This is a genomic window from Tunturibacter psychrotolerans (assembly GCF_040359615.1).
Lineage (GTDB): Bacteria > Acidobacteriota > Terriglobia > Terriglobales > Acidobacteriaceae > Edaphobacter > Edaphobacter psychrotolerans.
Map to the genome: position 1 here is coordinate 4,104,865 of NZ_CP132942.1, position 25,686 is coordinate 4,130,550.

The following is a 25,686-nucleotide window of genomic DNA, read 5'->3' on the forward strand; positions in this document are numbered from 1 at the left end:
TTCTCATCGCCAACCTCCCCCTCCAAATCTGATAAGTCTTCGTGCGCTCGTCTCTTTTTTGAGTCACTACGGCTCTTATCGAAACTGACCTACTCCCCGTTCAGTCGATCATGGAGAAGCAATGAAGAAATCGGAAGTCATCCAAGCATGGGCCAGAATTCTCGTCGGTCGGGCCCCGTCATTGTCCATAGAAATTACCAAAGAATGCCCTTTGCGCTGCCCCGGTTGTTACGCTTTCGACGCCGCGCACCTCAACGGAGGTACCCGGCTACGCGACCTCTCTGACTTTAAGGGAGACCAGCTCGTCCAGCGTGTACTTGATCTCCTGGACAAAGAAAAGCCCTTGCACGTCTCGCTCGTCGGCGGCGACCCGCTGGTCCGCTATCGAGAGCTCGAACTCCTCCTGCCGCAGATCGAAGCCCGAGGCATCCACACCCAGATCGTCACCAGCGCCTTCCGCGTCATCCCTCCCGAATGGAAGCGATTCCGAAAGCTCAACATCGTCGTATCCATCGATGGTCTTCAACCAGAGCACGACGAACGCCGCAAACCCGCCACCTACGAGCGCATCCTCAAAAATATCCAGGACACCAGAATCACCGTCCACTGCACCGTCACCGCGCAGATCGCCGATCGCCACGGATACCTCGACCAGTTCCTCCAGTTTTGGAGCAGCCAGCCCGCCGTGGTGAAGGTCTGGTTTAGCTTATTCACTCCGCAGCGGGGTGCCACCGATCCCGAAATTCTCAGCCCAGCACAACGAGCCGCAACCATCGTCGAATTGCACAAGCTTCGAAAGAAGTATCCGGTCCTCGATATGCCGGAAATTGTAATAAATGAAATCTCCTCTCCACCAAAGAGCCCTGAAGAGTGTATCTTCGCTCGAACAACTATGACCGTCTCTGCGGATCTCTCAACCAAGATCACACCCTGCCAGTTTGGCGGCAACCCAGACTGCGAACAGTGTGGCTGCATCGCCTCCATGGGACTGGCTGCGGTCGGCCACCACCGCGTTATTGGCTCGCTCACCGCCGGTCACATCTTCCTGGCCTCCGCCAAAATCGGCAGAGCCTGGAAAAATCTGCAGACTCCCGCGCCTTCCATTCCGATCATCCAAATAAAACCATCTCCATTCGAAATCCTGTGAGGAAAACATGCACTTTGAAAACCGTAATGGGATTACACTTCATGGCAACGAAAGAGGAACGATGATCGAAGAATGTATCGGCCGACCAGAAGTTGAACTAAGGCGTGAACTCGTCCAGTTCGGAAGATGGCTCTCTCGACTCGGCTTTATGCCCGGGACCTCGGGAAACCTCTCTGTCCGGCTCGATCAGGAGCGCCTGCTGGTCACGCCCACCGGCATGAGCAAGTACCTCATGCGCGCGGCCGACATGGTCATCGTTGACCTTGAGGGGAGGCAGCTCGCAGGTTCAAGAAAGGTCACCAGCGAACTCAGCATGCACCTCGCCGTCTACCAGATGAGAGCCGACGTGGAGGCCGTCGTCCACTCCCATCCTCCTATCGCGACCGCCTTCGCCTGTGCCGGCCGCGCCCTCGACGAGATGCTATGCCAGGAAGCCGTCATGACCCTCGGCTCGGTCCCCCTGGCCCAGTACGCCACCACCGGAACCGACGAGGTCGCAGCCAGCCTAAGGCCCTTCATCCCCCATCACACCGCCATCCTCATGGCCAATCACGGCGCAGTAGCCTATGGTCCCACCCTTCTCGACGCCTTCCTCAAGATGGAGACCGTCGAACACCTCGCCCACATACGCCTCGTCGCTCACCAACTGGGCTCCTCGCAAACCCTCAACGATACCCAACTCGAAGATCTCTTTCGAGCAAAACAAAAGTACATTCGCAACGCAACCTAGCAACCAAATCCCATCAAGGCGAAAGCAACTTTCGGTCCAGACTCACCCATGCGCAAAGTCGATAAACGCATGTTGCGGGTCGGTATGCAGCAGCGTCACCTCGACCGTATCCCCCACATCTAGCCCCTGCTCTCCCCGCACCACCTTCCCCTCCACCGGCGGATCGAACACCCGCACATAGGTCCCCTTATCATTCGCCCCGGTGATCACGCCATGGAAGCTCTTCCCCACGCTCCCCGCCAGCGCCACCGCGGCCACTCGCTTCAACATCGCCCGCTCCACCTTGCGCGCAGCAGATTCTCGTTCGTTGCAATGCTTCGCAATCGTCTCAAGCTCCTCGTCACTATAGGGAGCAGCCTCCCCACTCAACATCGCCTTCACCACCCGTTGCGTCACTAAATCAACAAACCGCCGGTTCGGCGCCGTCGAGTGCGAATAATCCTGCGCCGCCAGTCCGAAGTGTCCCTGCTGCTCTTCCTCATCGCCCCGAGCCAGCACATACTCGCCCGGCCCCATCAGCTTAATAATGGCCAGCGACAGGTCCGGATAATGCACCGCATCCACCTGACGCTGCGCCTGCAAAAACGCATTCAGCGCACCAGAGTCAGGCTGAGCCGGCAGCACAGTCCCATACCGCCCGACCAACTCCACAATCCGTGCCCATCGCTCCGGCGACTTCACCACCCTGCGAATTGACGACCGCTTCGCCGCCCGCAGCGTCCGGGCCATTGTCTCATTCGCAGCAATCATCAACTCTTCAATCAAATCGCTCGCCCGGTTATGAAACGCCGTACCGATCGACTGCACCTTCCCATCCACCACCACCGGATCAGCCTCCACACGGTTGAACTCCAGCGCCCCCATCTTCACCCGCTGCGCCCGCAGCTTCACCGCCGCCTCATCCTGCAGTCGCAGCTGCCCCTGCAACTCCGTAGAAGCAGCCACCTTCGCATCCGGCCCCGCCTTCCCTTCCAGCCATGGCCCCACATGGCTGTACGCAAGCTGTGCCCTGTTCCGCACCTCTGCCTTGTAGATGCTCGTTGCCTGCACCTTTCCCTCAACATCAACCACAAACTCAACCACCATCGCCGCCCGGTCTTCCTCTTCATTCAACGAAGTCAAATCCGTCGAAAGCTCCGTCGGCAGCATCGAAAAGTTTCTCACTGCTGTGTACACCGTCTGCGTCTGGTCCGCAGCATGCCGATCGAGCGGAGTATCCTTCCCCACCGATCCCGACACATCCGCGACTCCCACCCTCACGCGTACGCCATCGCCCACACTCTCAGCCACTTCGATCTGATCCAGATCCCGCGATGTATCGTTATCGATCGAAGACCACAGCAACCCGCGCAGATCACGTACCTCCGCATCAGGCTTCGCTCCCTCAGCCGCGCGAATCGCCGCCACCTGCGCCTCGCTGCCGTCAGGAAACTCCGTATGAAAGCCTTCGCGAACCATCTCAGCAGCGGCGGCAGCAACCAGGTCAAAAGTAAGGGTAGACATGCAAGGGAAGCCTACCACGCGACTAATAACTCTTATTTCTCCGTGTCTTCAAACGCATAACGCCCGAGCGCAAAAGGCTTCGAAACCGACGGCTTGCTATCCAGCGGATACGACGGATAAGGATCCACAGTCCCAGTCGGAAAGCCCCAGATCTTCCCACTCCGCAGATCGACGACGACCTTCCCGTAGACCTGCCCCGTACCATCCGGATACCGCAGATTCTGCACCCCCGGCTCAATGTAGAACGCATGAGCCGGGGACGAGTCAGCCGCAACGGGTGCAGGCGACACATACGGTCTCGCAGCAATCACAATCAACGCTATCGCAATCACGCCCAGAAGAGCATTGGTCAGCGCATCTTTCTTCACAAATACCTCCGCAACAATCACAAATCCGATCGAATCCCTATTCCCATTCTGGACGAGAACCGGCGCAAAAAGCCTCAAATTGCGAGAAACAATTTCACGCGCCTAATAATCGAGACGACGTCGCCGATAGAGCCCTCATGTTCTCAAAACCGATGTTCGCCGACGGAAGATCCTGCCCCCACTGCAACACGGAATCCCTCCACCGCTCACACCGTCGCGGCATTAGGGATCGGTTCTTCAATCTCCTCGCCCTGCGCCCCGTTCGCTGCACTTGCTGCTGCCAGCGCTTCTATGCCCCACGAGCTGCCCACGGCCCACACATCCGCCCCATTGCAGACCCAAGTCGTCTAAACTAGAAGGGACATGATTCCCACACTCGAATGGCTCCCTACCGGCGTTAACTTCCTCGACCAGACCAAACTCCCCCTCGAGGAGACCTACGTCCTCGCCACCGACTACAAACAGGTCGCAACCGTCATCCGCGACATGATCGTCCGCGGAGCCCCCGCCATCGGCGTCTCGGCCGCCATGGGCATGGCCATCGGCATCGACCGCAGCACCGCGACCACCCTCCCTGTCCTCACCGAAGAGGTCGCCCTCATCGCAAAGACCCTCGCTGAGACCCGCCCCACCGCCGTCAACCTCTTCTGGGGCATCGAAGAGATCCGCAGTCTCTACGTCGAGCTCGTCGCCAAAGATACCACCATCCCAGAGATCAAAGCCTCCGTCGTCGCCAAGGCACGCCGCATGTACGACGAAGACATCGCCGCCTGCAAGCAGATGGGCGCCCACGGCGCATCGCTCCTCCCCAAAGAAGGCACCGTCCTCACCCATTGCAACGCCGGCGCCCTCGCCACGTGCGGCTATGGCTCAGCCCTCGGCGTCATTCGTGCCGCCATCGAGCGCGGCCACAAGATCGACGTCTTCGCCGACGAAACCCGTCCCTTCCTCCAGGGTGCCCGCCTCACCGCCTGGGAGCTCATGAAGGACAATATCCCCACCACCGTACTCTGCGACAACATGGCCGCCTCCCTCATGCGACAGGGCCGCATCCAGGCCGTCATCGTCGGAGCCGACCGCATCGCCGCCAACGGCGACGTCGCCAACAAGATCGGCACCTACGGCGTAGCCATCCTCGCCAAAGAACACAACATCCCCTTCTACGTCGCCGCCCCCTGGTCCACCCTCGACCTCGCCACTGCACACGGCGATCTCATCCCCATCGAACAGCGCGCAGCTACTGAGGTCACTCACTCCAACGGCAAGCAGATGACCCCGCACGGAGTAGCCATAGAAAACCCCGCCTTCGACGTCACCCCGGCCAAGTACGTCACCGCCATCATCACCGAGCGTGGCGTCCTCACCGCTCCCTACAACCAATCCATCAAGGCCATGGCCACCCAGACCGAGTCCGAGCTCACAACGGTCTAGCCGCCTTTCCTCCTTCAACTTAGCCGACAGATCTTTTCTGGCAAGTCTCATCCGGTTGTGTTCAACTAAGTTGGCACAACCGGAGGGCCCCATGCTGAGCAATACTTCCCTGTTGTTTTTCTTCTTCCTGGCAACTCTCCTCCCGCCATCCTTCGCACAAGCCCCTCAGCCAGCACAAACTCCTCAACCCGCAAAGTCCGAAGTAACGACCCTTCGCGCAGGTACTCAGCTCGTCGTTGTAGACGTGGTCGTCACTGACAAAAGCCAGAACCCGATTCTCAATCTAAAGGCCAGCGCCTTCGCTCTCCTTGAGGGCGGCAAGCAGCAGCAGATCAAATCCTTCGAAGAGCACACAGCCCCCACCGCCAAACCGGGCCTTCCACCCATACCGGCATTTCCTCCCGGCATCTTCTCCAACTACACCCCGGTTCCCACGGGTGGCGCAGTCAACGTTTTGCTTGTAGACACTCTCAACACGCCGGTCCTCGACCAGATTTATCTTCACGACCAATTCCACAAGTACCTGAAGACTGCAAAACCCGGCGCCCCCATGGCCATCTTCGGACTCACCACCAAGCTCCTGCTGCTGCAAAGCTTCACCTCAGATCCAGAGCTCCTGAAGGCCGCCATCAACAACAAGAACATCAAAAACTCACCGCTCATCGACCGGGTCTCAGGCGGCAACTCCACACTGCTCTCCGATCAGGCGGTCGGCTTCGCAGCCATTATCCAGGGAGCCAACGCTTCAAGTGACGCTCCCCTTGGCACCCCTGGTGGCTTCCAGCAACGGATCATTCAGGACATACAACAATTTGAGTCTCAACAAAACTCCTTTCAGCTACAGCTACGCGCCAAATACACCCTCGACGCCATCAATCAGCTCGCCCGCTACCTTGAAGGAATCCCCGGCAGAAAAAATCTCATCTGGTTCTCAGGTTCTTTCCCACTCGACATCCTGCCTGACAGCACCGTCGACGATCCGTTCATGGCAGTTGCAAGCTCCGAGGACGAGTATCGCGAAACGACCAATCTCCTCACGCGAGCACAAGTCGCCGTCTATCCCATCGACGTGCGCGGAGCCATGACCTCTCCAAACATGGACGTCTCTCAGTCCACAGCGATCTATCAGGATGACGTCCTACAAATCGGTGCCGACAAACGTTTCGCCTCCGACCAGATCAAATTTCATCTGGAGAACGGCAGCGAAAATCTCACTATGATTCGCATGGCCGAAGACAGCGGAGGCTACGCATTCATCAACAACAACGATCTAGTCGGCGCGGTCAGCAAAGCCGTCGCTGCCGGCTCGCACTACTACACCCTCACCTACTCCCCCACCGACACAAACTGGAACGGCAACTTCCGCAAAATCCAGGTCAAACTCCAGCAATCAGGCGTCACCCTCGCCTACCGCCGAGGCTACTACGCTAACGACCCCAACGTGCCCATAGTCACACACCTCACCAACAAAACCAGAAAAGACTCCGCCACGGCAGCTCCCCGCACCGACCCCATGCGCGTCGCCATGATGCATGGCGCTCCCAATCCCACCGAGATCACCCTTAAAGCCCGAGTCCTTCCCGCCGGCACCGAACCAGAAACTGAGTTAGCCAAAGACAACACCCTCAATCCCTCCTCCGACACAAAGGGCCCGTACCGCCGCTATGCCATCGACATCGCCGCTGACCCCTCCTCTATCAACATCCAGCGCGCCCCCGACGGCAACTACCACGCCCTTCTCCAGTTCCTCACCTACGTCTACGATCAGAACGACAACCTCATCAACGTTGTAAGCAACCCAGTCCGCGCCACCTACTCACCCACTGTCTATCGTCAAATCCTCCACACAGGTATCCCCTACCACGAGGAGATCAGTGTTCCCCTCAAAGGCGCCTACTTCCTCCGCATAGGTCTTCACGACCTCGCTACCAACCACATCGGAGCCGTCGAAGTCCCCGTCGACTCCGTAAAAAAGCTATCCCCCATCACTGCCTCCGCACTCACGGAATCGGCCACACCGCACCCCATCCAGAAATAGCTCACCTTTCACAAATCGCTTTGCCGCAATCAATGGACTCAGGCAGCCCAAACGGGCAGCCGTGCGAACGGAGTGGCTACGCACCCCTGACTGCGGCTGATAAGATGCAGTCACAGAAGGATGATGCAAGCCCATCGAGTCGTGATACTGATTCCGTTGGCAGTTGGCACTGGCGCCGTCTTATGTACGATCTTAATCCACTCGTTGGCTATGGGCGCGACGGTAACCTTCTTTCGCCGTGAAAGAAGACTCGGTCGCGCGGGCCTGGCGTTCCGCGTCGATCTTGCAATCATGGTGCTGACGATTTCAATCGCGTTCACTGCACACCTGATTGAGATCGCCTTCTGGGCAGTCTTGCTCCTACGCTGCGGTGAATTTCAAGATTTTGGAATGGCTTACTACCACTCAGCGGTCAACTACACAACCCTGGGTTACGGCGATCTGATTATGAGCCCAGCATGGAAGTTGCTCGGGCCGTTGGAAGCAGCCGATGGAGCACTTATGTTCGGTGTTTCCACTGCGATGATCTTTGCTGTCGCCACACGGTTAATTCTTGCCAGGTTTGTGGATCTCAAAGATTGAGCGATGCCCCGTCCTCCTCCAAACTGGCACCAAACCAGTTGCGCACTTATCCTTGAAGTAGTACCCGCGTGAAACATCCCCTCCTCAATCCGCGTACCCACTCTCTTCTGCGCGGCAATCTCCTGGTTCTCTCTAGTCTCGCCGTCGCTCTCCTCCTCTCCGACTTCCCCCACAATCACGCCACCCCCCTCCTGATCTTCCCCGCTCTCTTCGCTGTCGTAGGCACAGCCGACACCGTCCGCTGCATGCAACGCCGCTGGAGCTTCTATCACGCCGGCGTCATCCTTTGCATCTACATGGACCTCATGGCCCTCTGCATGATTCTCTTCTTCCTCCTCTACCCCTACGCACGCTGGATCGCATCCTCCCAATAAGCCCGCGTTTTCCCAATAACCAGCCCCCAAAGAATCGCAACCGCTCTGTTCACCTCATCAACCAACCGCCCCATCTCCTAAAACCCTCTGCGATATACTCGCCGCACCGGAAGCCGTGACTACCGGCACGATTGACCTAGGAGACTGACCACATGTTCAAAGGATTCCGCGATTTCATACTGCGTGGCAACGTCATCGATCTTGCCGTCGCCGTCATTATCGGAGCCGCATTTACGGCCATCGTCACCTCACTCACTGAAAAGATCATCAATCCGCTCCTCGGAGCCGTCATCGGTAAGCCAAACTTCGGCTATCTCATCGGTCACATCAACGGCGGAGAGATCCGCTACGGCGACTTCCTCACCGCCATCGTCAACTTCATCCTCATCGCCGCAGTCGTCTACTTTTTCCTCGTTATCCCGACCCAATACCTGCTAAAGAAATTCCACCCCGCAGTTGCCACCCCACCGGCCACCAAACCGTGCCCGCAGTGCCTCGGCGACATCCCCGTAGCTGCAACCCGCTGCAAGTTCTGCACCCAACCCGTATAGCTCTCGAAACCATGGGCGCCGTCGTCGAACGCTACTTCAACGTGGCTCGCTAAGCATAACCATGCCCATATAAAAAAATAGATGGGCTTATAAACCTCAGTGAATCAACGATAAACAAGGATCAAACACCTCCTTGAACCAAAACCAGTGCAGGCCGCAGTTGACATCTCATGTAGCTCTTAGGCGAATATAAAGCGAAGACATGCAGACCGCTGCCGCCTTACGACTCCAAATCGAAACCGCACTGGCCCACCGAATTCCTTCCTCGCTATTGCCGGCACCTCGGACCATTCGCCCTCTTGTGCCTACCGGTATCTGCACTATCGACGAGCTCTTGCAAGGTGGCCTACCTGTCGGTGCCATCACAGAGATCGTCGGCTCCGAGTGTTCAGGCCGCACATCTTTCGCGTTCTCCTTTGCAGCTCAAATCACACAGGCAGACAAAGTTTGCGCCTGGATCGATGTCTCAAACGCACTATTTCCCGAATCCGCATCCGCCATAGGAATCGATTTGAAAAGACTCCTATGGGTGCGTTGTGGAGTTACAAATCCAATCACCCCACCATCTTCGCAAATATGCTTTTCCCTCCCCCCGAAATATCTGATCGCTCCACCAGGGAAGAAAGGTCTCCACGGCGGAGGTTTTGGCCCTCACCCACGCGCCGAAGTCAAAGGACTCTCCACCGCTGTCAGTCGTCTCTTGCGGCCAGAAGCAATTGCGCCAAGATGTGCCGAGCCACAATGCAAAATAAAGGTCGAAAAGGAAATCTTCGAACCGAATCCATCACAGTCGATTAGGAGCATACAAAAAACACTCACTCCACGAAAGCCATGGTTCAAACCCTGGTCAAGGATCGATCAGGCATTGCGCGTAACCGACCTGCTCCTTCAAGCTGGCGGATTCAGCGCGATCATACTGGATCTCGGCAGCGTTGCTCCGGAGTTCGCCTCGCGCATCCCCCTAGCAACATGGTTCCGTTACCGCGCCGCTGCAGAGCGAAGCCAGGCAAGCATCCTTCTCCTCACCCAGCATGCGTGCGCGAAGAGCAGTGCTGGCCTCGTCCTCCGCCTGCAACCTGCCATTGCCCGACACAACGAACCCACCGTCTTCACCGGCATCGAGCATTGTGTCGAAGTAGTACGAGAACGCTTCGCCCCAACCAACGTCGTTCCCATGCGAAAGCAGCCGCAAAACGACAGAAGCGCCTCTTGGCACAGCAGAACCACATGGGCAGGTCAACGATGACCAGACCAGCGGAACTATACGCGTGTCTCTACGCAAAAGAGTTTCCTGCCCAGGCCATGGTGCGTCTGCGTCCCCAACTACGTGAAAGGCCATTCGTGGTGATGCAAGGCGAAGCGCCACTGCAGCAAGTCTGTTCTCTCAACACGAAGGCACGCACTCTCGGCGTAGCTCACGGCATGACAAACGTCGAGATCGATACATTCCCATCAGTCACAGTGCTGCCCCACTCGCAGGCCGAAGAAAAAGCAGCAAAGTCAGCTTTGATCGAATGCGCAGGCACATTTTCGCCTCGCCTCGAAGATTGCAGCGATGACACCTCTCTTCTCCTCGTGATCGACATCACCGGAACCGAGAGACTTCTGGGCTCTCCCTCGAAGATGGGAAAGACTCTTCTGCACCAGGTGAAATCATTAGGCATCACTGCGTGCCTCGCGATAGCCGGTAACTTTCATGTTGCCATCTGCCTCGCACGCGGCATGTCACCGTCAAACCAGGTAGCCATTGCTGCATCTGGACAAGAGAGCGTGGCCCTCGCCCGACTGTCCCTCACGGTCCTGGATCTTCCTGAAAAATATGCCGAAACACTTTCCCTCTGGGGCATTCACACCCTCGGGATGCTCGCGGCGTTGCCAGAAAAAGCACTCGTTTCACGAATGGGACAGGAAGGCCGACGCCTTCGCCTCCTGGCACGTGGAGAGCTCAAACACCTCTTCGTTCCACTCGAAGCTGACTTCACACTCGAAGAGCATATGGAACTTGATACGCCCGTAGAACTACTCGATTCCCTTCTCTTTGTCGTAGGCGTTTTACTGGAGCAACTGATCCTGAGAGCAACCACACGCGTACTAGCCCTCGCCTCTGTCACCATCACCCTCTCACTCGAAGGCGCCACCCCGCATACCCGCACCGTCAGGCCAGCTCTACCTACAAACAACCGCCAGCTCTGGATCAAACTCCTTCATCTCGACCTCGAAGCGCATCCTCCACAAGCCGCAATCCTCGCGCTCACACTCACTGCCGAACCCGGCAGCACAAGCAAAGTCCAGCGCGGCCTCTTCTCGCCACAACTCCCTGAACCAATGCGTCTCGATGTAACCCTGGCTCGCATTCGGGCCATCGTCGGAGAAGATTGCGTAGGCCGCGCCGTGCTCAAAGACACACATCAGCGAGACGGATTCACCATCGAGCCCTTCACGATCCCTTCAGAATCAAGCGCAGAAGTCATCTCCACCCAGCCACGCGTTGCCATCCGCCAGCTTCGCCCCCCAGAGAACATCTCCCTCACTTTGATCGGCCACCAACCCAAAGCATTCTTCTTTCGCGAAAAGCAGTACACGGTAGAACGAGCATACGGTCCCTGGCTTACCAGCGGCGACTGGTGGGCACCCACGCTCTGGGGCCACGAACAATGGGATCTCATCGCACGTTCCCGCGATGGCGAACTACTAGGATGCTGCCTCCTGCGCGACCTCACTCAAAACTTATGGCAGATAGCGGCGCTCTATGACTGACCGCTACATTGAGCTGCATGCAGCCAGCGCTTTCAGCTTCCTCGAAGGCGCCTCCGATCCCGAACAACTCATCAAGCGTGCCGTCGAACTCGAGATGCCCGCAATGGCGCTCCTCGATCGCAATGGAGTCTACGGCTCCGCCCGCTTCCACACCAGCGCAAAACGAAACGGAGTTCAGGCCCACATCGGCGCAGAGATCGCCGTCTCAGGCTTCCCCTCCCGCCTCACACCTCCCGTATGGCTCCCGCACCAGCACCTCGCAGAGCCCTCACGCTTGCCTCTGCTGTGCGAATCTCGCACCGGGTACCAGAACCTCTGTCAGCTCATCACGCACTTCAAAATGCGGGAGAGCACCAAGTGCGAAGGTGCAGCCACAGATCAAGACCTCCAACAATACGCCTCCGGCCTCATCTGCCTCACCGGTGGAGACGAAGGTCCGCTCGCCGCAGCCCTCGCCACAGGAGGCGAAGAGGCCGGTCGCATAATCGTAGAGAAACTCGCAAGGGTCTTCGGCAAAAAAAACGTCTACGTCGAACTGCAACGCCACCACGAGCGCGAAGCCGAGTGGCGCAATCAAGCCGCAGTACGCATCGCAAACTCTCTCAGCCTGCCCGTGCTGGCAACCAACGGCGTCCGCTACGCCACAGCCTGCGACCGGGAGATTCTGGACCTCTTCACCGCCGTCCGCCATCACACCGACCTCGACCACGCAGGCCGTCTTCTCTCGCTCAACAGCCAACGCCATCTCCACACCGCCCGCGAGATGACCGCACTCTTCCGCGACATTCCCCATGCAACCGACAACACAGCAGAGCTCTCCTCCCGCCTCAACTTCGAGCTGGACGATCTAGGTTACAAATTCCCCGAATACTCAGTCCCCGAAGGCGACACCATGGACAGCTTCCTAAAGAAGCGTGTCGCAGAAGGAGTCTTCCGCCGTTACAACCCCAAAAATAATCCCGACCTGCTCGAGCGAGCAAAAAAACAAGTCGAACACGAACTGGCTCTCATCGCAAAGTTAGGCTTCGCCGGATACTTCCTCATCGTCTGGGACATAGTAAATTTCTGCAAACGCAATGGCATCCTCATCCAGGGACGAGGCAGCGCCGCAAACTCAGCCGTCTGCTACGCCCTCGAAATCACAGCCATCGACCCCGTCGGAATGGAGCTCCTCTTTGAGCGCTTCCTCAGCGAAAACCGCGGCGAGTGGCCCGACATCGATCTAGACCTTCCCTCGGAAGATAAGCGCGAACAGGCAATCCAATACGTCTATCAACGCTACGGCGAACTAGGCGCCGCCATGACCGCCAACGTCATCACTTACCGAGGGAAATCCGCAGCCCGCGAAGTCGGCAAAGCCATGGGCTTCGATCAGGACTCACTTAGTCGCCTCACCAGCCTCGTCAGTCAGTGGGAGTGGCGCGGCAAAACCGACACCATGGCCCACTCCTTCCATCACGCCGGCTTCGATCTCAAGCACCCGCGCATCGCCAAATATCTCGAGCTCTCCATGCGCATTCAAAACCTGCCTCGCCATCTAGGCCAGCACTCAGGTGGCATGGTTATCTGCCAGGGCCAGCTCAACCGCGTTGTCCCACTCGAACGCGCCTCCATGCCCGGCCGAACCGTCGTTCAGTGGGACAAAGAAGACTGCGCCGACCTCCACATCATCAAAGTCGATCTACTCGGACTCGGCATGATGGCCGTCATCAAAGACTGCCTCGAACTCATCCCACAACACTACGGAGACAAAGTAGACCTCGCCCAACTCCCCGAAGACGAAGACGTCTACAAGATCCTCCAGCAAGCAGACACCGTCGGCATGTTTCAAGTCGAAAGCCGCGCCCAGATGGCCTCACTCCCTAGAAACAAACCCGACAAATTTTACGACGTCGTCGTACAGGTAGCCATCATCCGCCCCGGCCCCATCGTCGGCAAAATGATGCATCCCTACATGCGCCGCCGCCAAAAAAAAGAGCCAGTCACCTATCCACATCCGTCGCTAGAAGAAGTCCTGAAGCGAACCTTAGGCGTTCCCCTCTTTCAGGAGCAGCTCCTCCGCATGGCCATGACAGTCGCCAACTTCACCGGCGCTGAAGCAGAAGAACTCCGCCGCGCCGTAGGCATGCGTCGCTCCTGGGAGCGCATGAATAAACTCGAAGCCAACCTACGCGCAGGGATGACTGCCAACAACATCGACGTAAAGACCCAAACCACTATCATCGAAAACATCAGCTCGTTCGCGCTCTACGGCTTTCCCGAGTCGCACGCAGCCAGCTTCGCCCTCATCGTCTACGCCTCGGCCTACTTCAAAGTGAAATACCTCGCCGCCTTCACCTGCGCCATCCTCAACAATCAACCAATGGGCTTCTACATGCCAGCAGTCTTAGTAAAGGACGCACAACGCCACGGCCTGCGCATAAAGCCGATCGACGTACAAATATCAAACTGGCCCTGCACCATCGAACACGAATCCGATGGCATACTCACTCTACGAATGGGTCTGGGCTACGCAAGAGGCCTGCGAAAGCAAGCAGGCGAAGCCATCGCGTCAGCCCGAGCCCAGGACGGTCCATTCCTCTCCGCCGAAGATCTCGCCCTGCGCATTCCAACGCTCAACCGAAAAGAGCTAACCATCCTCGCCCGCATCGGAGCACTCAACAAACTCGACGGAATCAATCATCGCCGCGACGCCCTCTGGCAGGTAGAGCGTGCCGGCAAGCTCGAGGGTCCCCTCCTTCGACAAGACCGCGCATCGCTGCAGGAAGACTCTGAGACTCTCCCCTTGCAACAAATGAACACAGAAGACCGCCTGATCGCTGACTACGCCGGCACAGGTCTCACCATAGGCAGACATCCAATGCACTACCGCCGCGACGAGCTACGCCATCAACACATCCTCTCCGCCGCCGAACTAAAGTCCCGCAACGACGGCGAACACGTCCGCACTGCCGGTTGCATCATAGCCCGCCAACGTCCCGGTACAGCCAAGGGATTCATCTTCCTCTCCATGGAAGACGAGACCGGAATAGCCAACGTCATCATCACTCCAGACCTCTACGAGCGCGAGCGCCTTTTAGTCACGCGCAGTAAATTCCTCATGGCCGAAGGGCCGCTACAGAATCAAGACGGAGTCATTCACGTAAAAGCCCTGCGTCTCATGGCTCTTTCTGACAGTGCTCTCGAACTTCGATCCCACGACTTCCACTAAAATTTTCTCCACCCCTACTGCCGTCAACACCCCCATCGAGAAGGCCGCAGCATAAAAATAAAAACAACATCACCAGGGGTACTCAGTTAGTTACGCATCTCACTAAAACTATTTTCGGCTCGGCCGATAGATGGATAACAATGCCCTATCGGTCGGAAATCAAGGGTCGAGGTGCGATATGCCATCTGCGAACTACTTCGATGAGCTGTACGGTGTCACGGAAGAGCAAGCTCTCAACTTCTGGGCCTCAAATCTTCATGAAGCAATGGGAAGCCAGTTTTGGTCCAAGATCTGCGACTCAACTGGTGTCTACCTGGCAAGCGTCCTGGGCCACTTCTGCCTGCAATCCATAGATCGAAATGAGGTTCTCTCCCCCGACTACCACCCGGACGATCAGGAGTTCCGGCAGTTTGCAGACCTCACGCAGATCGCCGAGATGATGATGCGCCAGCTCACCAGCGCCAAGAACCCTCTATGGATGGAATCAGCCGGCGCCCATATCCTCCTCTACGCCGGATTTTTTCAAGCCCAGAACAAGCACCGTCACAACATCGCGTTCTACTCCGCCATGGGCCAGGAGTGCTACCTAATGGCCGCAGTAGGCAAAAGAGCAAGGATGATGCAGCTGATGGCAGATGGCTTCAGTCAATACCTCCTCCACCTGGCCAACCTCCATCAACATCTGCAGGACAGCAGATACCTTATAAGAACGGACAACTGAGTCTTCGCAGGCGCTGCCTCGCCCTTACGCTCTTCCCGTGAAACAATGGAACTCGCGCCTTTTTGGCGAATCAGGGGAATCAAGTTTGCTGCGATCTGCCTTTATTGCTCTCTCTCAAAACAAGTCTCTGCGCTCCTTTTCAGAGCGATCCGCAATGGGCAAGAAGATGTCCGGACGCTTCGTCGCCGGCATGTCTGTAGAAGAGGCGTTAGCCGCCTGCCAGCGCGTCAACAAAGAAGGCATCGCTGTCACCCTCGACTCCCTCGGCGAATCTGTCACCACCGAAGCCGCAAGCCGGAAATCGGCCGACATCTATCACGAGCTTCTCGACGCCATCCACACCCGTGGCCTCAACGCCAACGTCAGCGTCAAGCTCTCCCAGGTCGGCATGGACTTCGATCCAGCCCTCGCCGAACGCATCGTAGGCGAGATGGTCGAGCACGCCGCCCACGTCCAGTCCTTCGTCCGCATCGACATGGAAGGCTCTCCCTATACGGAAGCCACTATCGCTATGACAGAGCGCCTCGCCCAAAAGTTTCCCGGCGCCGTCGGCACCGTCCTTCAAGCCTATCTCTTCCGTACTGAAGCCGACACCGAGCGGCTCCTCAACGAAAACATCCGCATTCGTCTCTGCAAAGGAGCCTACAAGGAAGGCCCCGCCATCGCCTTCCCGGCGAAGTCTGACGTCGACGCCAACTACGTCAAACTCATGAAGCGTGTAGTCACCTTCGTCAATCAAGCAACTGGCAAAGGCGTCTTCTGCGGCATCGCCACTCACGATGAGGTGATCGTTGAGCAGATGCGCACCTTCGTTCGCGAGCATAACGTGGACAAGTCGGCCTTCGAGTTTCAGATGCTCTACGGCGTCCGTCGCGACCTCCAGCGCCGCCTGGCTGCCGAGGGCTTCGGTGTCCGCGTCTATCTTCCTTTTGGGCCTGAGTGGTACCCCTACTTCATGCGCCGTCTTGCCGAGCGTCCTGCGAACGTCATCTTTTTGGCCAAGAACTTCTTCAAGAACTAACTTCTTCGTCCCGACCAACGGGAGGGCCCGGACAGGGTATACGAGTCACGAAGTGACCGCCTCCCGCGCAGGGAGCCCGTCCGGCAAGACCCGTCTGCCGAGGGTCGCTATGCCGAAAATGGCGATGCTTTAACTTTGAGAAACGTTTTTTGGTTAGAAAAAAATAGTGCGTGGTTCGGGCTTGGGATTTTGTTGTTTTGCGGGATTTTTGAGGGGTGTTTTGGAAAAAGTGGGTGGCTGGCGGTGGTTTTTGGGTGGTGAGAATGTGGTGGATTGGTGGTGAAACGTGGCGCGTTGAAGGTCGTTTTTCAACGACGAAAAACACGCCACGTTTTTGAACTTTATTTTTGGCTCAGCGCGATGCGGTCTGGGTGGGAACCGGTTCCGCAAGCAGCTTCTCCACCAGCTCCGTAGTCTCCTTCACCAGAGCCTCGTGTGCGGGCGGATTCGCGGGCCCGGCAAAGCCAGCATGGACTTCCCTCACCCGCCCATCGCGCCCCAGAAAGAACGAAGTAGGCCAGCAGTTCAAGTTCACCCCCTGCGGGATCTTTTCATTCAGCTGCTCGGTCTCTCCCGCTACCAGAACCGTGTAAGTTAGCCCATATTTTTCAATAAAAGCGTGCAATCTCGTGGGATCTTTCAGTTGATCCGCCTCTTCAAAGGAGAGGTTCACAACCTCCAGTCCCTGACCATGAAACTGTTTGTAGAGACTCTCGAGCAGAGGGGCTTCGTCGTGGCAGTTGGGGCACCAAGACCCTCCAATCGCTACGATCACAACTTTTCCATCGAACTGCGGATCGGTATTGGAGACCACCTTTCCATTCAGGTCCGGGAAGCTGAAGGCAAACCGTGCAGAAGGATCTTTCACAGTGGTCTGTTGCGTCGGATCCGCCATGCCAGGGAGAGAGGCCGCCCGCGCCTGTGCAGGCCTGCGCGCAACGAGGTTCTGTTGTTCGTTCACATCCGCGCGCAGCAGATTAGAAACCAGCAACGTCCCATCCGTCTGCGGCTTGACGCTGTAAAGGGCCGGCCCGGCGGCAGTGAAATGACCGATCAGATATTCATTCCCGGTCCATCTCCCGTAGAGCGAGCCAGTATCGCCATCAATGCGCTGAATCACCGCCTTGACTTCGCTCGAATGCTTCGCGGGTTCTACGCGAAGCTGCCACGCTGACTCTCCCTTGGCCGACTTGACTGCGACCTCCCAATCGCCGCTGATGTCCTGAGGAGCCGCTGCTTCCGAGCCAGTGGCAGCCGATCCACGGAGATTCAAGTTGACGGGATAGCGCGTCTTCGCCGTACCGAAGGTTCCAGTCAAATGGCCGTCGGCGACCGTCGCATCGATTGTTCTGGCGAAGTAGTTAAAAGTAATCACGAGGTGATTGCCTGCAAAGCTCACACTCGAGGCTGGGCTTCTCTCGGGACCGTTGAGCAAAGCTGCCTGAAGTGAACTGCCGCTACCGTTAATCTCGAGGTGAACAGGAACCTGCTGTCCATGTACCGTGGCATCGCCGGTCCAAGGGCCGACAATCTTATTTTGTTTGGATCCCTGGGCAGCGGCAGAGAGGGCAACCAAGAAGAGGCTGGCGAAGAGCTTCATCGAAGATCTCGATTCTTATGTGATGTGGAGTCTAAATTCGGAATCCGCCTTGATCAGCAGACCCGGGCACGCGCGTTAGGCCAGCAGAGAGCGGCGACAACAACAGTAATTGTGTTGCAGGTGCATGATGTTAGGTTAGGCCAGTGGGGTAGCCAGGTCAAGGGCTCCGTCGCCTCGCGCAAAGGAACCATATCCCCTCTTCCAAAGTTGTATGGATAGCAAACCTGCACGGGCGCAGACTGTATCCACTATGGGGAGGAAGACCGTTCCGGAAACATTTCGGATCTGTCTCTACTTAGCGATCACCTCGCCGAAATCCTGATTGGCTTGATCGTATGCTTCCAGAAATGTTCTCTAGACGCTGGGCCATAAAGCAGACGGTGTTCCTCACCCATAGTCCTATCCCCTTTCCGCAATAAAAAAATAGCCGCCTTCGGGCGGCTATTCTTCGCATGGAGCTTTCGCGGTTTATTTCCCGTAGGAGGGCCCGTCATTTGGCCGTTGAACCGGAAGATACGGTTCGACAGCAAGAAGACTGGAGAGTGTGTTTCGCTCCTGATCTGAAAACTGGCCGCGAAAACGATCAGAGTTGAGGATAGCCTGCCGTTGCGGTTGCGGCATCTCGCGAAGATCACGGAAGGCTCGGGCAACAAGGCGACGGCGGTCTTCCGGGAGCCCCCCAAGCTGCTGCATGGCACCGCGAACCTGCTGTCGTTGCGGTGGCGTAAGACGTTCCATGGCTTCGGTACGGTCAAGAATGCGGCGACGCTGCTCGGGCGACATGTTGTTCAGCTGCGTCAGGCGGTCGCGCATTCTCTGCTGAGTCGTTGGGGGGAGATCGCGAAAGCCAGGCTCATTCTCCAGAGCGCGCTGTTGTTCGGCAGGAGGAAGGTTGCTATGACGGTCCATCCACTGCGCCAGGTGTTCCTGATTATTTTTCGGTGCTGCTGGACTGGGCCCCGGACCAGGTGCCGGTCTCACCTGGGAGACGGGTGCACGTAAAGCCGACCCACCTCTATGCGCATACGCAGACTGGGCCAAGACAATCGTCGCCGCGGATGCCAAAAGCATCCCGGCAAAAGCTAGTCGAGCAAAACGCCGTAACTGAAAGGAAGATGGCATGTTTTCAGCGTGTAGAAGAACTGCAGTTCCATAAAAACTTTTTGTTTAGAGCAGCTTATCGTGTTCCATCTCCCTTCAATCAATTTTCTTGAAGTCGGACTTCCTCTCAGGAAACTAGCTACTGGGTTGTGTTGTGGAATCATCGGCTGGAGCGTCGTCCTGCAAGAGTTGATCCATCGTCTGAAGAGCTTGATCGTTCTTATCGAGAATCTGCAGATCTTGAACCGCCGCCGAAGTCTCAGGCGCCGAATGGGGAAAGCCGGTGAGATTAGCATAAGTTCCACCGCCCACCAAAAGAATCAGTGCAAGGCCTCCGGCGAGTGCTGGGCGAAACTGACGTCCCGTGTTGAAAACGAGGCGGGACTTCAGCTGCTCAAACCAGCCCGCGGGTGCCAGCGTCTGTTCTTCTCGAAGTCGCACAGCGAGCTTTTGATCGAAGTAGGGCGACGGATCGGGAGCCTGCCATGTGTCGAGGAGGGCGAACGTTGCCTGCATGGATTTGAACTCCTCGGCGCAGGCGGGGCACGATTCAATATGGGCTCGAACGTCCGCGTTGGCGGGCGCAGCCGGATCCAGAAGCAGATCGAGGATAGCGGGTTGGCAGTCTTTGCAGATCATTTTGACCCTTCCAATTTCCTTACCAGGGCGCATAAAGATGCGCGCGTAAACTTCAACGAACTTAGACAAAAGCCTTCAACTTTTCGCGCAGTGTCTGGTATGCGCGGAAGAGCAGCGATTTCGTGGCAGACTCACTCAATTTGAGAACGTCCCCTATTTGCTTGTAATCCATGCCTTCATACTTGTGCATGAGTACGGCCATGCGTTGCCGTTCCGGAAGCGCAAGCACATGCTCGCGAATCGCATTGAGACGTTCCTGCCTCAACAGCTTGGCTTCGACATCCGGGGTAGAGTCCGCAACATCCGGCGTTGTCCCAGTCTCAGAATCGGCCTCATCGAGATAGACGGTAGAGGCAGTGCGTTCGTGACGGTTGTCGCGCGCATAGTTGACTCCCAAATTGGTAGCGATCCTGTAAAGCCAGGTGCTAAACCGAGCTTCGGCACGATAGGTCTCGCGAGAACGGTAGACCCGGAGGAAGACCTCCTGGGCGAGCTCTTCTGCGACCGCCTGATTGTGAACCATGCGATACATGAAGTGAATAATGGGCTTCCGGTACTTCTGGATGAGAAAGTCGAACCCGGCCATGTTGCCAGTGCGCAACTCCAACATGATGGCAGCGTCGTCCATCTGGCCGAAGTCACTGGCCGAATGATGGGTCTCGGCAGCTTGAAGGTTTTCAAGGAGTCTCGGGTTGATCGCGAGCGTAGCCATATCATCCTCAACCCCGTCTTCTGCCCTGGGTTGCGCTTTTTCATCAAATTTCAGCGGAATCGCCTCCGGGGCCTCTTGCGAGAGGGGATCCTGGGGATCTCGATGGCGAAATTGTGGAGTTGGCGCGGACATTCTGCTGCTCGATTGTATCGCCCTCGTAAGCGTGTTCCCAAGTATTTGGACACTGCTGGATAGCTTGACGGGAGTCTGGTCTTGAAGAGAGAGGAATGATATCCTCTACAAAAGCTTAGGCAAATGGCGTACGGTTATCCAAGCCATTCCGGGCGCATAACTCAGCGGTAGAGTGCCACCTTCACACGGTGGAAGTCGTAGGTTCGAATCCTGCTGTGCCCACCATAAAATCAACAACTTACAACCACAGGCTGCGACAAGTTTGTGGCATTTGTGGCAAATCCACGAGTCGTGGTTTTTTGTCCTCTCCGTTCGCGGTGGTATCTGGCCGAGCGTGCCTCCCCACAATTTTCTTTTTCCTACAGTCTCTCTTCTGATCGTTCGTCGGAGATGAAGTTATTCGAGCGTCACGCAATGACGGACGGCCAGAACGACAATGCGTTTTAACGACTAGGCCGAGTGCTATGGATAGCCGTGCTAGCTTGTTTCGAGGAAATGGGCTGAAAACCTGTTTCAGATCAACTGACAAACCTTGCCATGTCGCCCATACTCAGTCTGGAGGAACGCACGCTCGCGGTGACACGAGAATCGGTCTGCGGATCAAAAGACGGAAGGAGCTTCCTGTGAACGACGACAAAGGATCTACACGCCATCGCACCCGCTGCCAGGTCCCAGGTCTGGAGCGCTAACAGCGTTCGGTCCAGGCGCCCGAACGCTGGAGGCGGGCTTCAAGATTGCCCCTCAGTTTCTATCGCTGCCGGTCGACATCGTTTTCGAGAAGGATGTCGCCGTCAAGTTGCGTGACGGAGTGACGATCTACGTCGACGTGTTACGTCCAGCGGGAGCCGAGAAGGTGCCCGTCATCGTGGCGTGGAGTCCGTACGGCAAAGGCCAAGGAACCTCGCTGAGCGTGATGGGTGTGTTCGGCCTGGTGGGCCTGTCCAACTGGATCGTCTCTGGTTTGGAAAAGTTCGAGGGGCCCAGACCCCGCCTACTGGTGCGCTCAGGGCTACGCGATCTGCAATCCGGATATCCGTGGTGTGGTGGATTCCGAAGGTGACAGCGTGCTGTGGGACCGCCAGGATGGCCGCGATTGCCACGACCTCATCGAGTGGCTCACCGAGCAGGAGTGGTGCACCGGAAAGGTCGCGATGAGTGGAACCTCCTATCTCGCGGTCTCGCAGTGGTTCACCGCTGCCGAACAGCCTCCGCACCTCACCGCCATCAGTACGTGGGAGGGTGTGAGTGACGTCTACCGCGATCTTGTGATGCGTGGCGGTATGCCTGACATGGGATTTGCCCGCCAACTCCAGGACGGCAGCTTCTTCGGCAAAAACCAGAAGGAGGACATCCTGTCGGAGGCTGAGCGCTACCCGCTCATGAACGACCTGTGGGAGAACAAGATTCCGGACTTCGACAAGATCACCGTGCCGGCGTATGTTGTAGCGAGTTACTCGAACACATTGCACACCGCTGGTACTTTCCGGGCATGGCGCCGGATCGCTTCGGACAAGAAGTGGCTGCGCATCCACAATAGCCAGGAATGGCCCGACTATTACGACGAGCAGAATCGCGAGGACTTGCGTCGTTTCTTCGACCGCTACCTGAAGGACGAAAATAACGGGTGGGAACAGACTCCTCGCGTTCGGTACTCTCTGCTCGATCTTGAAGGCGGCGACATGGTCAACATCGCTGCGGATCACTTTCCCCCAAGCGGTGTCGCTTTGACGAAGTTGTACCTCGACGGTCGTGCGCGAACCCTGACTACTGAAGCGGCGTCAGACGAGGGTCGCAGCGTCCTACGTCGTAAAATCCAATCCAAACGCGGTGTCCTTCGTCAAGCGATTCGACCAGAAGACGGTGATGGTCGGCTACCCAAAGGCTCGGCTCTGGGTCGAAGCACGCGACGCTGATGACATGGATTTGTTTGTTCTCGTGCAGAAACTTGATGCCTACGGGACGCCTCTCCAGCAGTTCACGGTGCCCAACCAGAGTACCGTGAATCACGACCTCACTGATCATGCGGCGACCATCCTCCGCTACAAGGGCTCAGATGGCCGGTTGCGCGTATCCGCCCGCCGCCTCGATGAAGCGCTGTCGACCGATGAAGTGCCCGCTCATAGCTTCGACCGCGTCGAGAAGCTATCGCCGGGCGAGATCGCCGAAATCGAAATCGAGCTGCTCCCGATCGGTCTTGTGTTTCACCCTGGCGAGCAACTCCGTTTTGTAATCAGCTCAAGAAACCTTTTGGGGACGCTAATGCCTGCGATCGAAGAGTACGTTGGCGCCAACAGCGGGCAGCACGTCATCCACACGGGCGGCGCACACCCGTCTTACTTGCAGCTTCCAATTCAGGAGCGTTAGCAGGCTTCGCCATGGCACTCTGGCGAACTTAAAATTGTCGCCATCAACTTCTTCGTTGGGTTGAACTGAATCTAAAAAGTCAGATCCAGGTCCCCCATTCCTGATTCCGCAAAGTATCGCTGAACAGCTTCCTCGGTAACTCCGTCAACCCGGTCTGGACGCCACCTAGGTCTGCGATCCCTATCAATGATTGCAGACCGAACGCCTTCCAGAAAATCGTGCTCCCTCAGACAGGCTTGCGCAAGGCGATATTCTTGCTGAAGGCATGAGGCGAGATCATTGAAACTACGTGCGTTCCTCAAAGCCGCGAGGGTGACCTTGAGCGCGGTCGGCGACTTCTTCTCGAGCTCCCGAAGTGCATCTTTTGCTTCAGGATTCGCACCCTGGGCTAGTGCAAGGAGGATCTCTTCGACGGTATCAGCCGCAAAGCATTTGCTGATCCAAGCTCGCTGCTCTACTGTCATCCCTCGGGGAAGCTGGGTAGTGTATGCGCGTATGGCCTCATCTACTGCGATCAGGTTTTCGCACTTCTCTAGATGACTCGTCAGGATCAATAAATCTCCGCTAAGAACCACAGTGTCGGCCAAACGGCAAAAAATTGCGTCTGCCGCTCCGATCCGACTGCCGGTTAGCGCAAGATAGGTGCCGAGCTCGTCCGGCGCGGTCCCCAGAAGGTGGGTCCCACCTACGTCGGGCACGAAGCCTATTGCGGTCTCAGGCATTGCAAGTTCTGAACGTTCTGTAACGATACGATGCGACGCATGTGCTGAGATACCGATGCCTCCTCCCATAACGATGCCATCCATCAGGACCACATAGGGTTTCGTATAGCGAGAGATGAGGTAGTTGAGTCGATACTCGTTTCGAAAAAAATCAGTCGCTAGCTCTCGCCTGTCGGCGATGACGGCGTTGTACATAGCACGTATATCCCCGCCTGCACAAAGCCCTCGCTCCCCGGCGCCATCGACTAAAACAAATTGAATTGATACGTCGTTGGCCCATGTCATCAGCGCGGTGTGCATGATGTTGACCATCTCGAGCGTCAAGGCATTCAACGCTCGCGGCCGGTTCAGGGTGATTCTGCCGCAAGACCCTGAGACTCGCACCAATACATCACTCATCGAGTAGACCTCGCGGCGGAAGGAGAATCGAATATTACAACTTGTCGAATTGCCTCTCCTCGCGCCAATCGGTCGAAGCCATCGTTGAGGTCTTCAAAACTCAGACGATGTGTGAGCAGACGATCAACCGGAAGCAAACCGGCGCGATACAGGGCAATGAAGCGAGGCAGATCCCGCGAGGGCACAGACGAACCCATATACGAACCTCTAATGGTGCGCTCTTCGGCGACCAAACTAACCGATGGAATGTTTAGCCGTTTATCGGGGGCGGGCAGTCCAACACTCACGGTAGTGCCGCCGCGACGGGTTGCCGAGTACGCTTGCGCAAGGACAGCTTCGTTCCCAACCGATTCGATTGCGTATTGCACTCCGTCTTGTGTGATCTGGCGTAAATCTTTTACGAGGCTTTCAGATCTTGCATCGAAGGCGTAGTGTGCTCCCAGCTCAAGCGCAAGCGCAAGCTTTTCCTGGTTTACGTCCACGGCAATCACGGGGTAGGCTCCGGAGCAGCGAGACCCCAGCAAGGAAGCGAGGCCAACTCCTCCCAGCCCAAAGATGGCGATACTCTCTCCCGGTGAAACCTTCGCAGTATTTACAACTGCGCCCACCCCTGTAAGAACGGCGCAGCCAAACAGCGCCGCAATCTCTGGCGGGAGGTCATTATCCACCTTCACCACAGATCTTGAGGATGCCACAACGAACTCTGCAAACGCGGATACGCCTAAATGATGTTGCAGAGGCTGGCCAGACGCATCCTTCCAGCGGCTACCTCCTTCCATTAGCTCTCCCGCTGCATTTGCGGAAGCCCCGGGTTCACATAGGGCTGGTCTCCCCGTTGCACACGGTTCGCAGTGGCCGCATATCGGCACAAACGAAAACACAACGCGGTCCCCGATCGCAAAGCCCGCGACGCCCTCTCCGAGTTCCACGATCTCACCGACAGCTTCATGCCCCAACACCATCGGGAGGGGACGCGGACGCGATCCATCAATCACCGAGAGGTCGGAATGGCAAAGGCCTGCGGCAAGGGTGCGCACAAGCACCTCTCCTCGGCCTGGGGGCCCTAGTTCCACTTCTTCGATCCCAAGTGGTCGCGATTCTGCGTACGGGTGTGGCCTTCCGCTGCTGCGCAACACTGCCGCTCTAACCTTCATGACCGCACCGTCACTTGTAGAGCTTCCAGCGCCGCGCGTAAGGCCGGCGTCAGCGGGGAAGGCCGGCGGTTGGAGCGATCGACAAAGACGTGCACAAACCAACCCTCCGCAGCCGCTGCGACGTCTCCTTTGCGAAATAGCCCGATACCGTACCTAACACTGCTTGTACCCAGGTGTTCCACGCGTAAACCAGCCTCAACGATCTCTGGAAACGATAGTTCTGCCACAAACTTGCAGTGCGACTCCGCACACACACCTATCAACGTCCCTGAATAAATATCGAGCTCTCCAAAAGTGATCAGGTATGTGTTGATGGCCGTGTCAAAGTAGCTGTAGTACTCAATGTTATTTACGTGACCATAGATATCGTTGTCTCTCCATCGCGTTCCGATGGATAAGAAATGCCGGTATTCGTTGCGTTCTGCCATT

24 protein-coding genes, 1 tRNA gene and 1 pseudogene are annotated in these 25,686 nt (G+C 57.0%); 17 read left to right on the forward strand and 9 right to left on the reverse strand.

The window, feature by feature from the left end; all coding sequences use genetic code 11:
* Positions 1 to 121: 121 nt before the first annotated feature.
* Positions 122 to 1,147: a radical SAM protein gene (locus tag RBB77_RS17255; RefSeq protein WP_353062977.1), complete on the forward strand. Its 1,026-nt coding sequence runs from the start codon at positions 122 to 124 to the stop codon at positions 1,145 to 1,147.
* 61 nt (positions 1,148 to 1,208) lie between these two features.
* The gene (locus RBB77_RS17260; protein WP_353062978.1) at positions 1,209 to 1,877 is read left to right on the forward strand and encodes a class II aldolase/adducin family protein; all 669 of its coding nucleotides are present in this window, start codon (positions 1,209 to 1,211) and stop codon (positions 1,875 to 1,877) included.
* A 42-nt stretch (positions 1,878 to 1,919) separates the two neighbouring features.
* Here the strand turns inward: RBB77_RS17260 and RBB77_RS17265 are convergent, their stop codons facing one another.
* Together RBB77_RS17265 and RBB77_RS17270 are read right to left on the reverse strand one after the other, a co-directional pair.
* A complete protein-coding gene (locus tag RBB77_RS17265) occupies positions 1,920 to 3,380 on the reverse strand; it encodes an RNB domain-containing ribonuclease (protein WP_353062979.1) in 1,461 nt (486 codons plus the stop codon).
* Positions 3,381 to 3,412: 32 nt separating this feature from the next.
* Positions 3,413 to 3,748, reverse strand: coding sequence for a hypothetical protein (locus RBB77_RS17270; protein WP_353062980.1), 336 nt, complete (start codon positions 3,746 to 3,748; stop codon positions 3,413 to 3,415).
* 363 nt (positions 3,749 to 4,111) lie between these two features.
* Between RBB77_RS17270 and mtnA the strand changes: the two genes are divergently transcribed.
* From mtnA to RBB77_RS17325, 11 genes and pseudogenes are all read left to right on the forward strand, one after another.
* Positions 4,112 to 5,179 (forward strand): S-methyl-5-thioribose-1-phosphate isomerase, encoded by a 1,068-nt coding sequence (gene mtnA / locus RBB77_RS17275; RefSeq protein ID WP_353062981.1) that lies wholly within the window; start codon positions 4,112 to 4,114, stop codon positions 5,177 to 5,179.
* Positions 5,180 to 5,270: 91 nt separating this feature from the next.
* Positions 5,271 to 7,217 (forward strand): VWA domain-containing protein, encoded by a 1,947-nt coding sequence (locus tag RBB77_RS17280; RefSeq protein WP_353062982.1) that lies wholly within the window; start codon positions 5,271 to 5,273, stop codon positions 7,215 to 7,217.
* A 210-nt stretch (positions 7,218 to 7,427) separates the two neighbouring features.
* On the forward strand, positions 7,428 to 7,799 hold the full coding sequence (locus tag RBB77_RS17285; RefSeq protein WP_353062983.1) for an ion channel: 372 nt from the start codon (positions 7,428 to 7,430) through the stop codon (positions 7,797 to 7,799).
* Between the two features lie 68 nt (positions 7,800 to 7,867).
* Complete coding sequence (locus tag RBB77_RS17290) at positions 7,868 to 8,173, forward strand: permease (protein ID WP_353062985.1); 306 nt, start codon at positions 7,868 to 7,870, stop codon at positions 8,171 to 8,173.
* Between the two features lie 152 nt (positions 8,174 to 8,325).
* Positions 8,326 to 8,724, forward strand: coding sequence for a large conductance mechanosensitive channel protein MscL (gene mscL / locus RBB77_RS17295; protein ID WP_353062986.1), 399 nt, complete (start codon positions 8,326 to 8,328; stop codon positions 8,722 to 8,724).
* A gap of 202 nt (positions 8,725 to 8,926) precedes the next feature.
* A pseudogene (locus RBB77_RS17300) lies at positions 8,927 to 9,238 on the forward strand (ATPase domain-containing protein); the annotation flags it as partial.
* A 351-nt stretch (positions 9,239 to 9,589) separates the two neighbouring features.
* Positions 9,590 to 9,970: a hypothetical protein gene (locus RBB77_RS17305; RefSeq protein WP_353067716.1), complete on the forward strand. Its 381-nt coding sequence runs from the start codon at positions 9,590 to 9,592 to the stop codon at positions 9,968 to 9,970.
* A complete protein-coding gene (locus RBB77_RS17310; protein ID WP_353062987.1) occupies positions 9,967 to 11,481 on the forward strand; it encodes a DNA polymerase Y family protein in 1,515 nt (504 codons plus the stop codon). Before RBB77_RS17305 ends, RBB77_RS17310 begins: the two co-directional genes overlap by 4 nt.
* Positions 11,474 to 14,692 (forward strand): DNA polymerase III subunit alpha, encoded by a 3,219-nt coding sequence (locus RBB77_RS17315; RefSeq protein ID WP_353062988.1) that lies wholly within the window; start codon positions 11,474 to 11,476, stop codon positions 14,690 to 14,692. The genes RBB77_RS17310 and RBB77_RS17315 overlap by 8 nt, the downstream gene beginning before the upstream one ends.
* A 178-nt stretch (positions 14,693 to 14,870) precedes the next feature.
* On the forward strand, positions 14,871 to 15,413 hold the full coding sequence (locus RBB77_RS17320; RefSeq protein ID WP_353062989.1) for a hypothetical protein: 543 nt from the start codon (positions 14,871 to 14,873) through the stop codon (positions 15,411 to 15,413).
* Positions 15,414 to 15,498: 85 nt separating this feature from the next.
* Positions 15,499 to 16,434 carry a proline dehydrogenase family protein gene (locus tag RBB77_RS17325; protein WP_353062990.1) on the forward strand — a complete coding sequence of 312 codons (936 nt, stop codon included), beginning with the start codon at positions 15,499 to 15,501 and terminating at the stop codon, positions 16,432 to 16,434.
* A 352-nt stretch (positions 16,435 to 16,786) separates the two neighbouring features.
* Here RBB77_RS17325 and RBB77_RS17330 read toward each other — a convergent pair whose 3' ends face one another.
* From RBB77_RS17330 to RBB77_RS17345, 4 genes are all read right to left on the reverse strand, one after another.
* Positions 16,787 to 18,034, reverse strand: a complete 1,248-nt coding sequence (locus RBB77_RS17330) for a peroxiredoxin family protein (protein ID WP_353062991.1) — start codon at positions 18,032 to 18,034, stop codon at positions 16,787 to 16,789.
* 468 nt (positions 18,035 to 18,502) lie between these two features.
* The gene (locus RBB77_RS17335; RefSeq protein ID WP_353062992.1) at positions 18,503 to 19,156 is read right to left on the reverse strand and encodes a DUF3106 domain-containing protein; all 654 of its coding nucleotides are present in this window, start codon (positions 19,154 to 19,156) and stop codon (positions 18,503 to 18,505) included.
* 114 nt (positions 19,157 to 19,270) lie between these two features.
* The gene (locus tag RBB77_RS17340; protein ID WP_353062993.1) at positions 19,271 to 19,774 is read right to left on the reverse strand and encodes an anti-sigma factor family protein; all 504 of its coding nucleotides are present in this window, start codon (positions 19,772 to 19,774) and stop codon (positions 19,271 to 19,273) included.
* Positions 19,775 to 19,835: 61 nt separating this feature from the next.
* Positions 19,836 to 20,618, reverse strand: a complete 783-nt coding sequence (locus RBB77_RS17345) for an RNA polymerase sigma factor (RefSeq protein ID WP_353062994.1) — start codon at positions 20,616 to 20,618, stop codon at positions 19,836 to 19,838.
* Positions 20,619 to 20,768: 150 nt separating this feature from the next.
* Between RBB77_RS17345 and RBB77_RS17350 the strand changes: the two genes are divergently transcribed.
* The 4 genes from RBB77_RS17350 (at position 20,769) to RBB77_RS17365 (ending at position 22,982) form a co-directional block, all read left to right on the forward strand.
* A tRNA-Val gene (locus RBB77_RS17350) sits at positions 20,769 to 20,843 on the forward strand.
* 583 nt (positions 20,844 to 21,426) lie between these two features.
* On the forward strand, positions 21,427 to 21,678 hold the full coding sequence (locus tag RBB77_RS17355) for a hypothetical protein (RefSeq protein WP_353067656.1): 252 nt from the start codon (positions 21,427 to 21,429) through the stop codon (positions 21,676 to 21,678).
* A complete protein-coding gene (locus RBB77_RS17360; RefSeq protein WP_353067657.1) occupies positions 21,575 to 22,531 on the forward strand; it encodes a CocE/NonD family hydrolase in 957 nt (318 codons plus the stop codon). Before RBB77_RS17355 ends, RBB77_RS17360 begins: the two co-directional genes overlap by 104 nt.
* Positions 22,482 to 22,982 carry a CocE/NonD family hydrolase C-terminal non-catalytic domain-containing protein gene (locus tag RBB77_RS17365; protein ID WP_353062995.1) on the forward strand — a complete coding sequence of 167 codons (501 nt, stop codon included), beginning with the start codon at positions 22,482 to 22,484 and terminating at the stop codon, positions 22,980 to 22,982. The genes RBB77_RS17360 and RBB77_RS17365 overlap by 50 nt, the downstream gene beginning before the upstream one ends.
* A 71-nt stretch (positions 22,983 to 23,053) precedes the next feature.
* Here the strand turns inward: RBB77_RS17365 and RBB77_RS17370 are convergent, their stop codons facing one another.
* From RBB77_RS17370 to RBB77_RS17380, 3 genes are read right to left on the reverse strand one after another with little or no spacing between them, the layout of a single operon-like run.
* Positions 23,054 to 24,103 carry an enoyl-CoA hydratase/isomerase family protein gene (locus RBB77_RS17370; protein ID WP_353062996.1) on the reverse strand — a complete coding sequence of 350 codons (1,050 nt, stop codon included), beginning with the start codon at positions 24,101 to 24,103 and terminating at the stop codon, positions 23,054 to 23,056.
* On the reverse strand, positions 24,100 to 25,257 hold the full coding sequence (locus RBB77_RS17375) for a zinc-dependent alcohol dehydrogenase family protein (RefSeq protein ID WP_434557070.1): 1,158 nt from the start codon (positions 25,255 to 25,257) through the stop codon (positions 24,100 to 24,102). The genes RBB77_RS17370 and RBB77_RS17375 overlap by 4 nt, the downstream gene beginning before the upstream one ends.
* Positions 25,254 to 25,685, reverse strand: coding sequence for an acyl-CoA thioesterase (locus tag RBB77_RS17380; protein ID WP_353062998.1), 432 nt, complete (start codon positions 25,683 to 25,685; stop codon positions 25,254 to 25,256). The genes RBB77_RS17375 and RBB77_RS17380 overlap by 4 nt, the downstream gene beginning before the upstream one ends.
* Position 25,686 lies beyond the last annotated feature (1 nt).

Bases quoted from the DNA above. Each gene is read 5' to 3' on its own strand.
- RBB77_RS17255 (WP_353062977.1), top strand. From the start codon at position 122: ATGAAGAAATCGGAAGTCATCCAAGCATGGGCCAGAATTCTCGTCGGT.
- RBB77_RS17260 (WP_353062978.1), top strand. From the start codon at position 1,209: ATGATCGAAGAATGTATCGGCCGACCAGAAGTTGAACTAAGGCGTGAA.
- RBB77_RS17265 (WP_353062979.1), bottom strand. From the start codon at position 3,380: ATGTCTACCCTTACTTTTGACCTGGTTGCTGCCGCCGCTGCTGAGATG.
- mtnA (WP_353062981.1), top strand. From the start codon at position 4,112: ATGATTCCCACACTCGAATGGCTCCCTACCGGCGTTAACTTCCTCGAC.
- RBB77_RS17280 (WP_353062982.1), top strand. From the start codon at position 5,271: ATGCTGAGCAATACTTCCCTGTTGTTTTTCTTCTTCCTGGCAACTCTC.
- RBB77_RS17285 (WP_353062983.1), top strand. From the start codon at position 7,428: ATGGGCGCGACGGTAACCTTCTTTCGCCGTGAAAGAAGACTCGGTCGC.
- mscL (WP_353062986.1), top strand. From the start codon at position 8,326: ATGTTCAAAGGATTCCGCGATTTCATACTGCGTGGCAACGTCATCGAT.
- RBB77_RS17310 (WP_353062987.1), top strand. From the start codon at position 9,967: ATGACCAGACCAGCGGAACTATACGCGTGTCTCTACGCAAAAGAGTTT.
- RBB77_RS17315 (WP_353062988.1), top strand. From the start codon at position 11,474: ATGACTGACCGCTACATTGAGCTGCATGCAGCCAGCGCTTTCAGCTTC.
- RBB77_RS17320 (WP_353062989.1), top strand. From the start codon at position 14,871: ATGCCATCTGCGAACTACTTCGATGAGCTGTACGGTGTCACGGAAGAG.
- RBB77_RS17330 (WP_353062991.1), bottom strand. From the start codon at position 18,034: ATGAAGCTCTTCGCCAGCCTCTTCTTGGTTGCCCTCTCTGCCGCTGCC.
- RBB77_RS17335 (WP_353062992.1), bottom strand. From the start codon at position 19,156: ATGCCATCTTCCTTTCAGTTACGGCGTTTTGCTCGACTAGCTTTTGCC.
- RBB77_RS17340 (WP_353062993.1), bottom strand. From the start codon at position 19,774: ATGATCTGCAAAGACTGCCAACCCGCTATCCTCGATCTGCTTCTGGAT.
- RBB77_RS17345 (WP_353062994.1), bottom strand. From the start codon at position 20,618: ATGTCCGCGCCAACTCCACAATTTCGCCATCGAGATCCCCAGGATCCC.
- RBB77_RS17365 (WP_353062995.1), top strand. From the start codon at position 22,482: ATGGTCGGCTACCCAAAGGCTCGGCTCTGGGTCGAAGCACGCGACGCT.
- RBB77_RS17370 (WP_353062996.1), bottom strand. From the start codon at position 24,103: ATGAGTGATGTATTGGTGCGAGTCTCAGGGTCTTGCGGCAGAATCACC.
- RBB77_RS17375 (WP_434557070.1), bottom strand. From the start codon at position 25,257: ATGAAGGTTAGAGCGGCAGTGTTGCGCAGCAGCGGAAGGCCACACCCG.
- RBB77_RS17380 (WP_353062998.1), bottom strand. From the start codon at position 25,685: ATGGCAGAACGCAACGAATACCGGCATTTCTTATCCATCGGAACGCGA.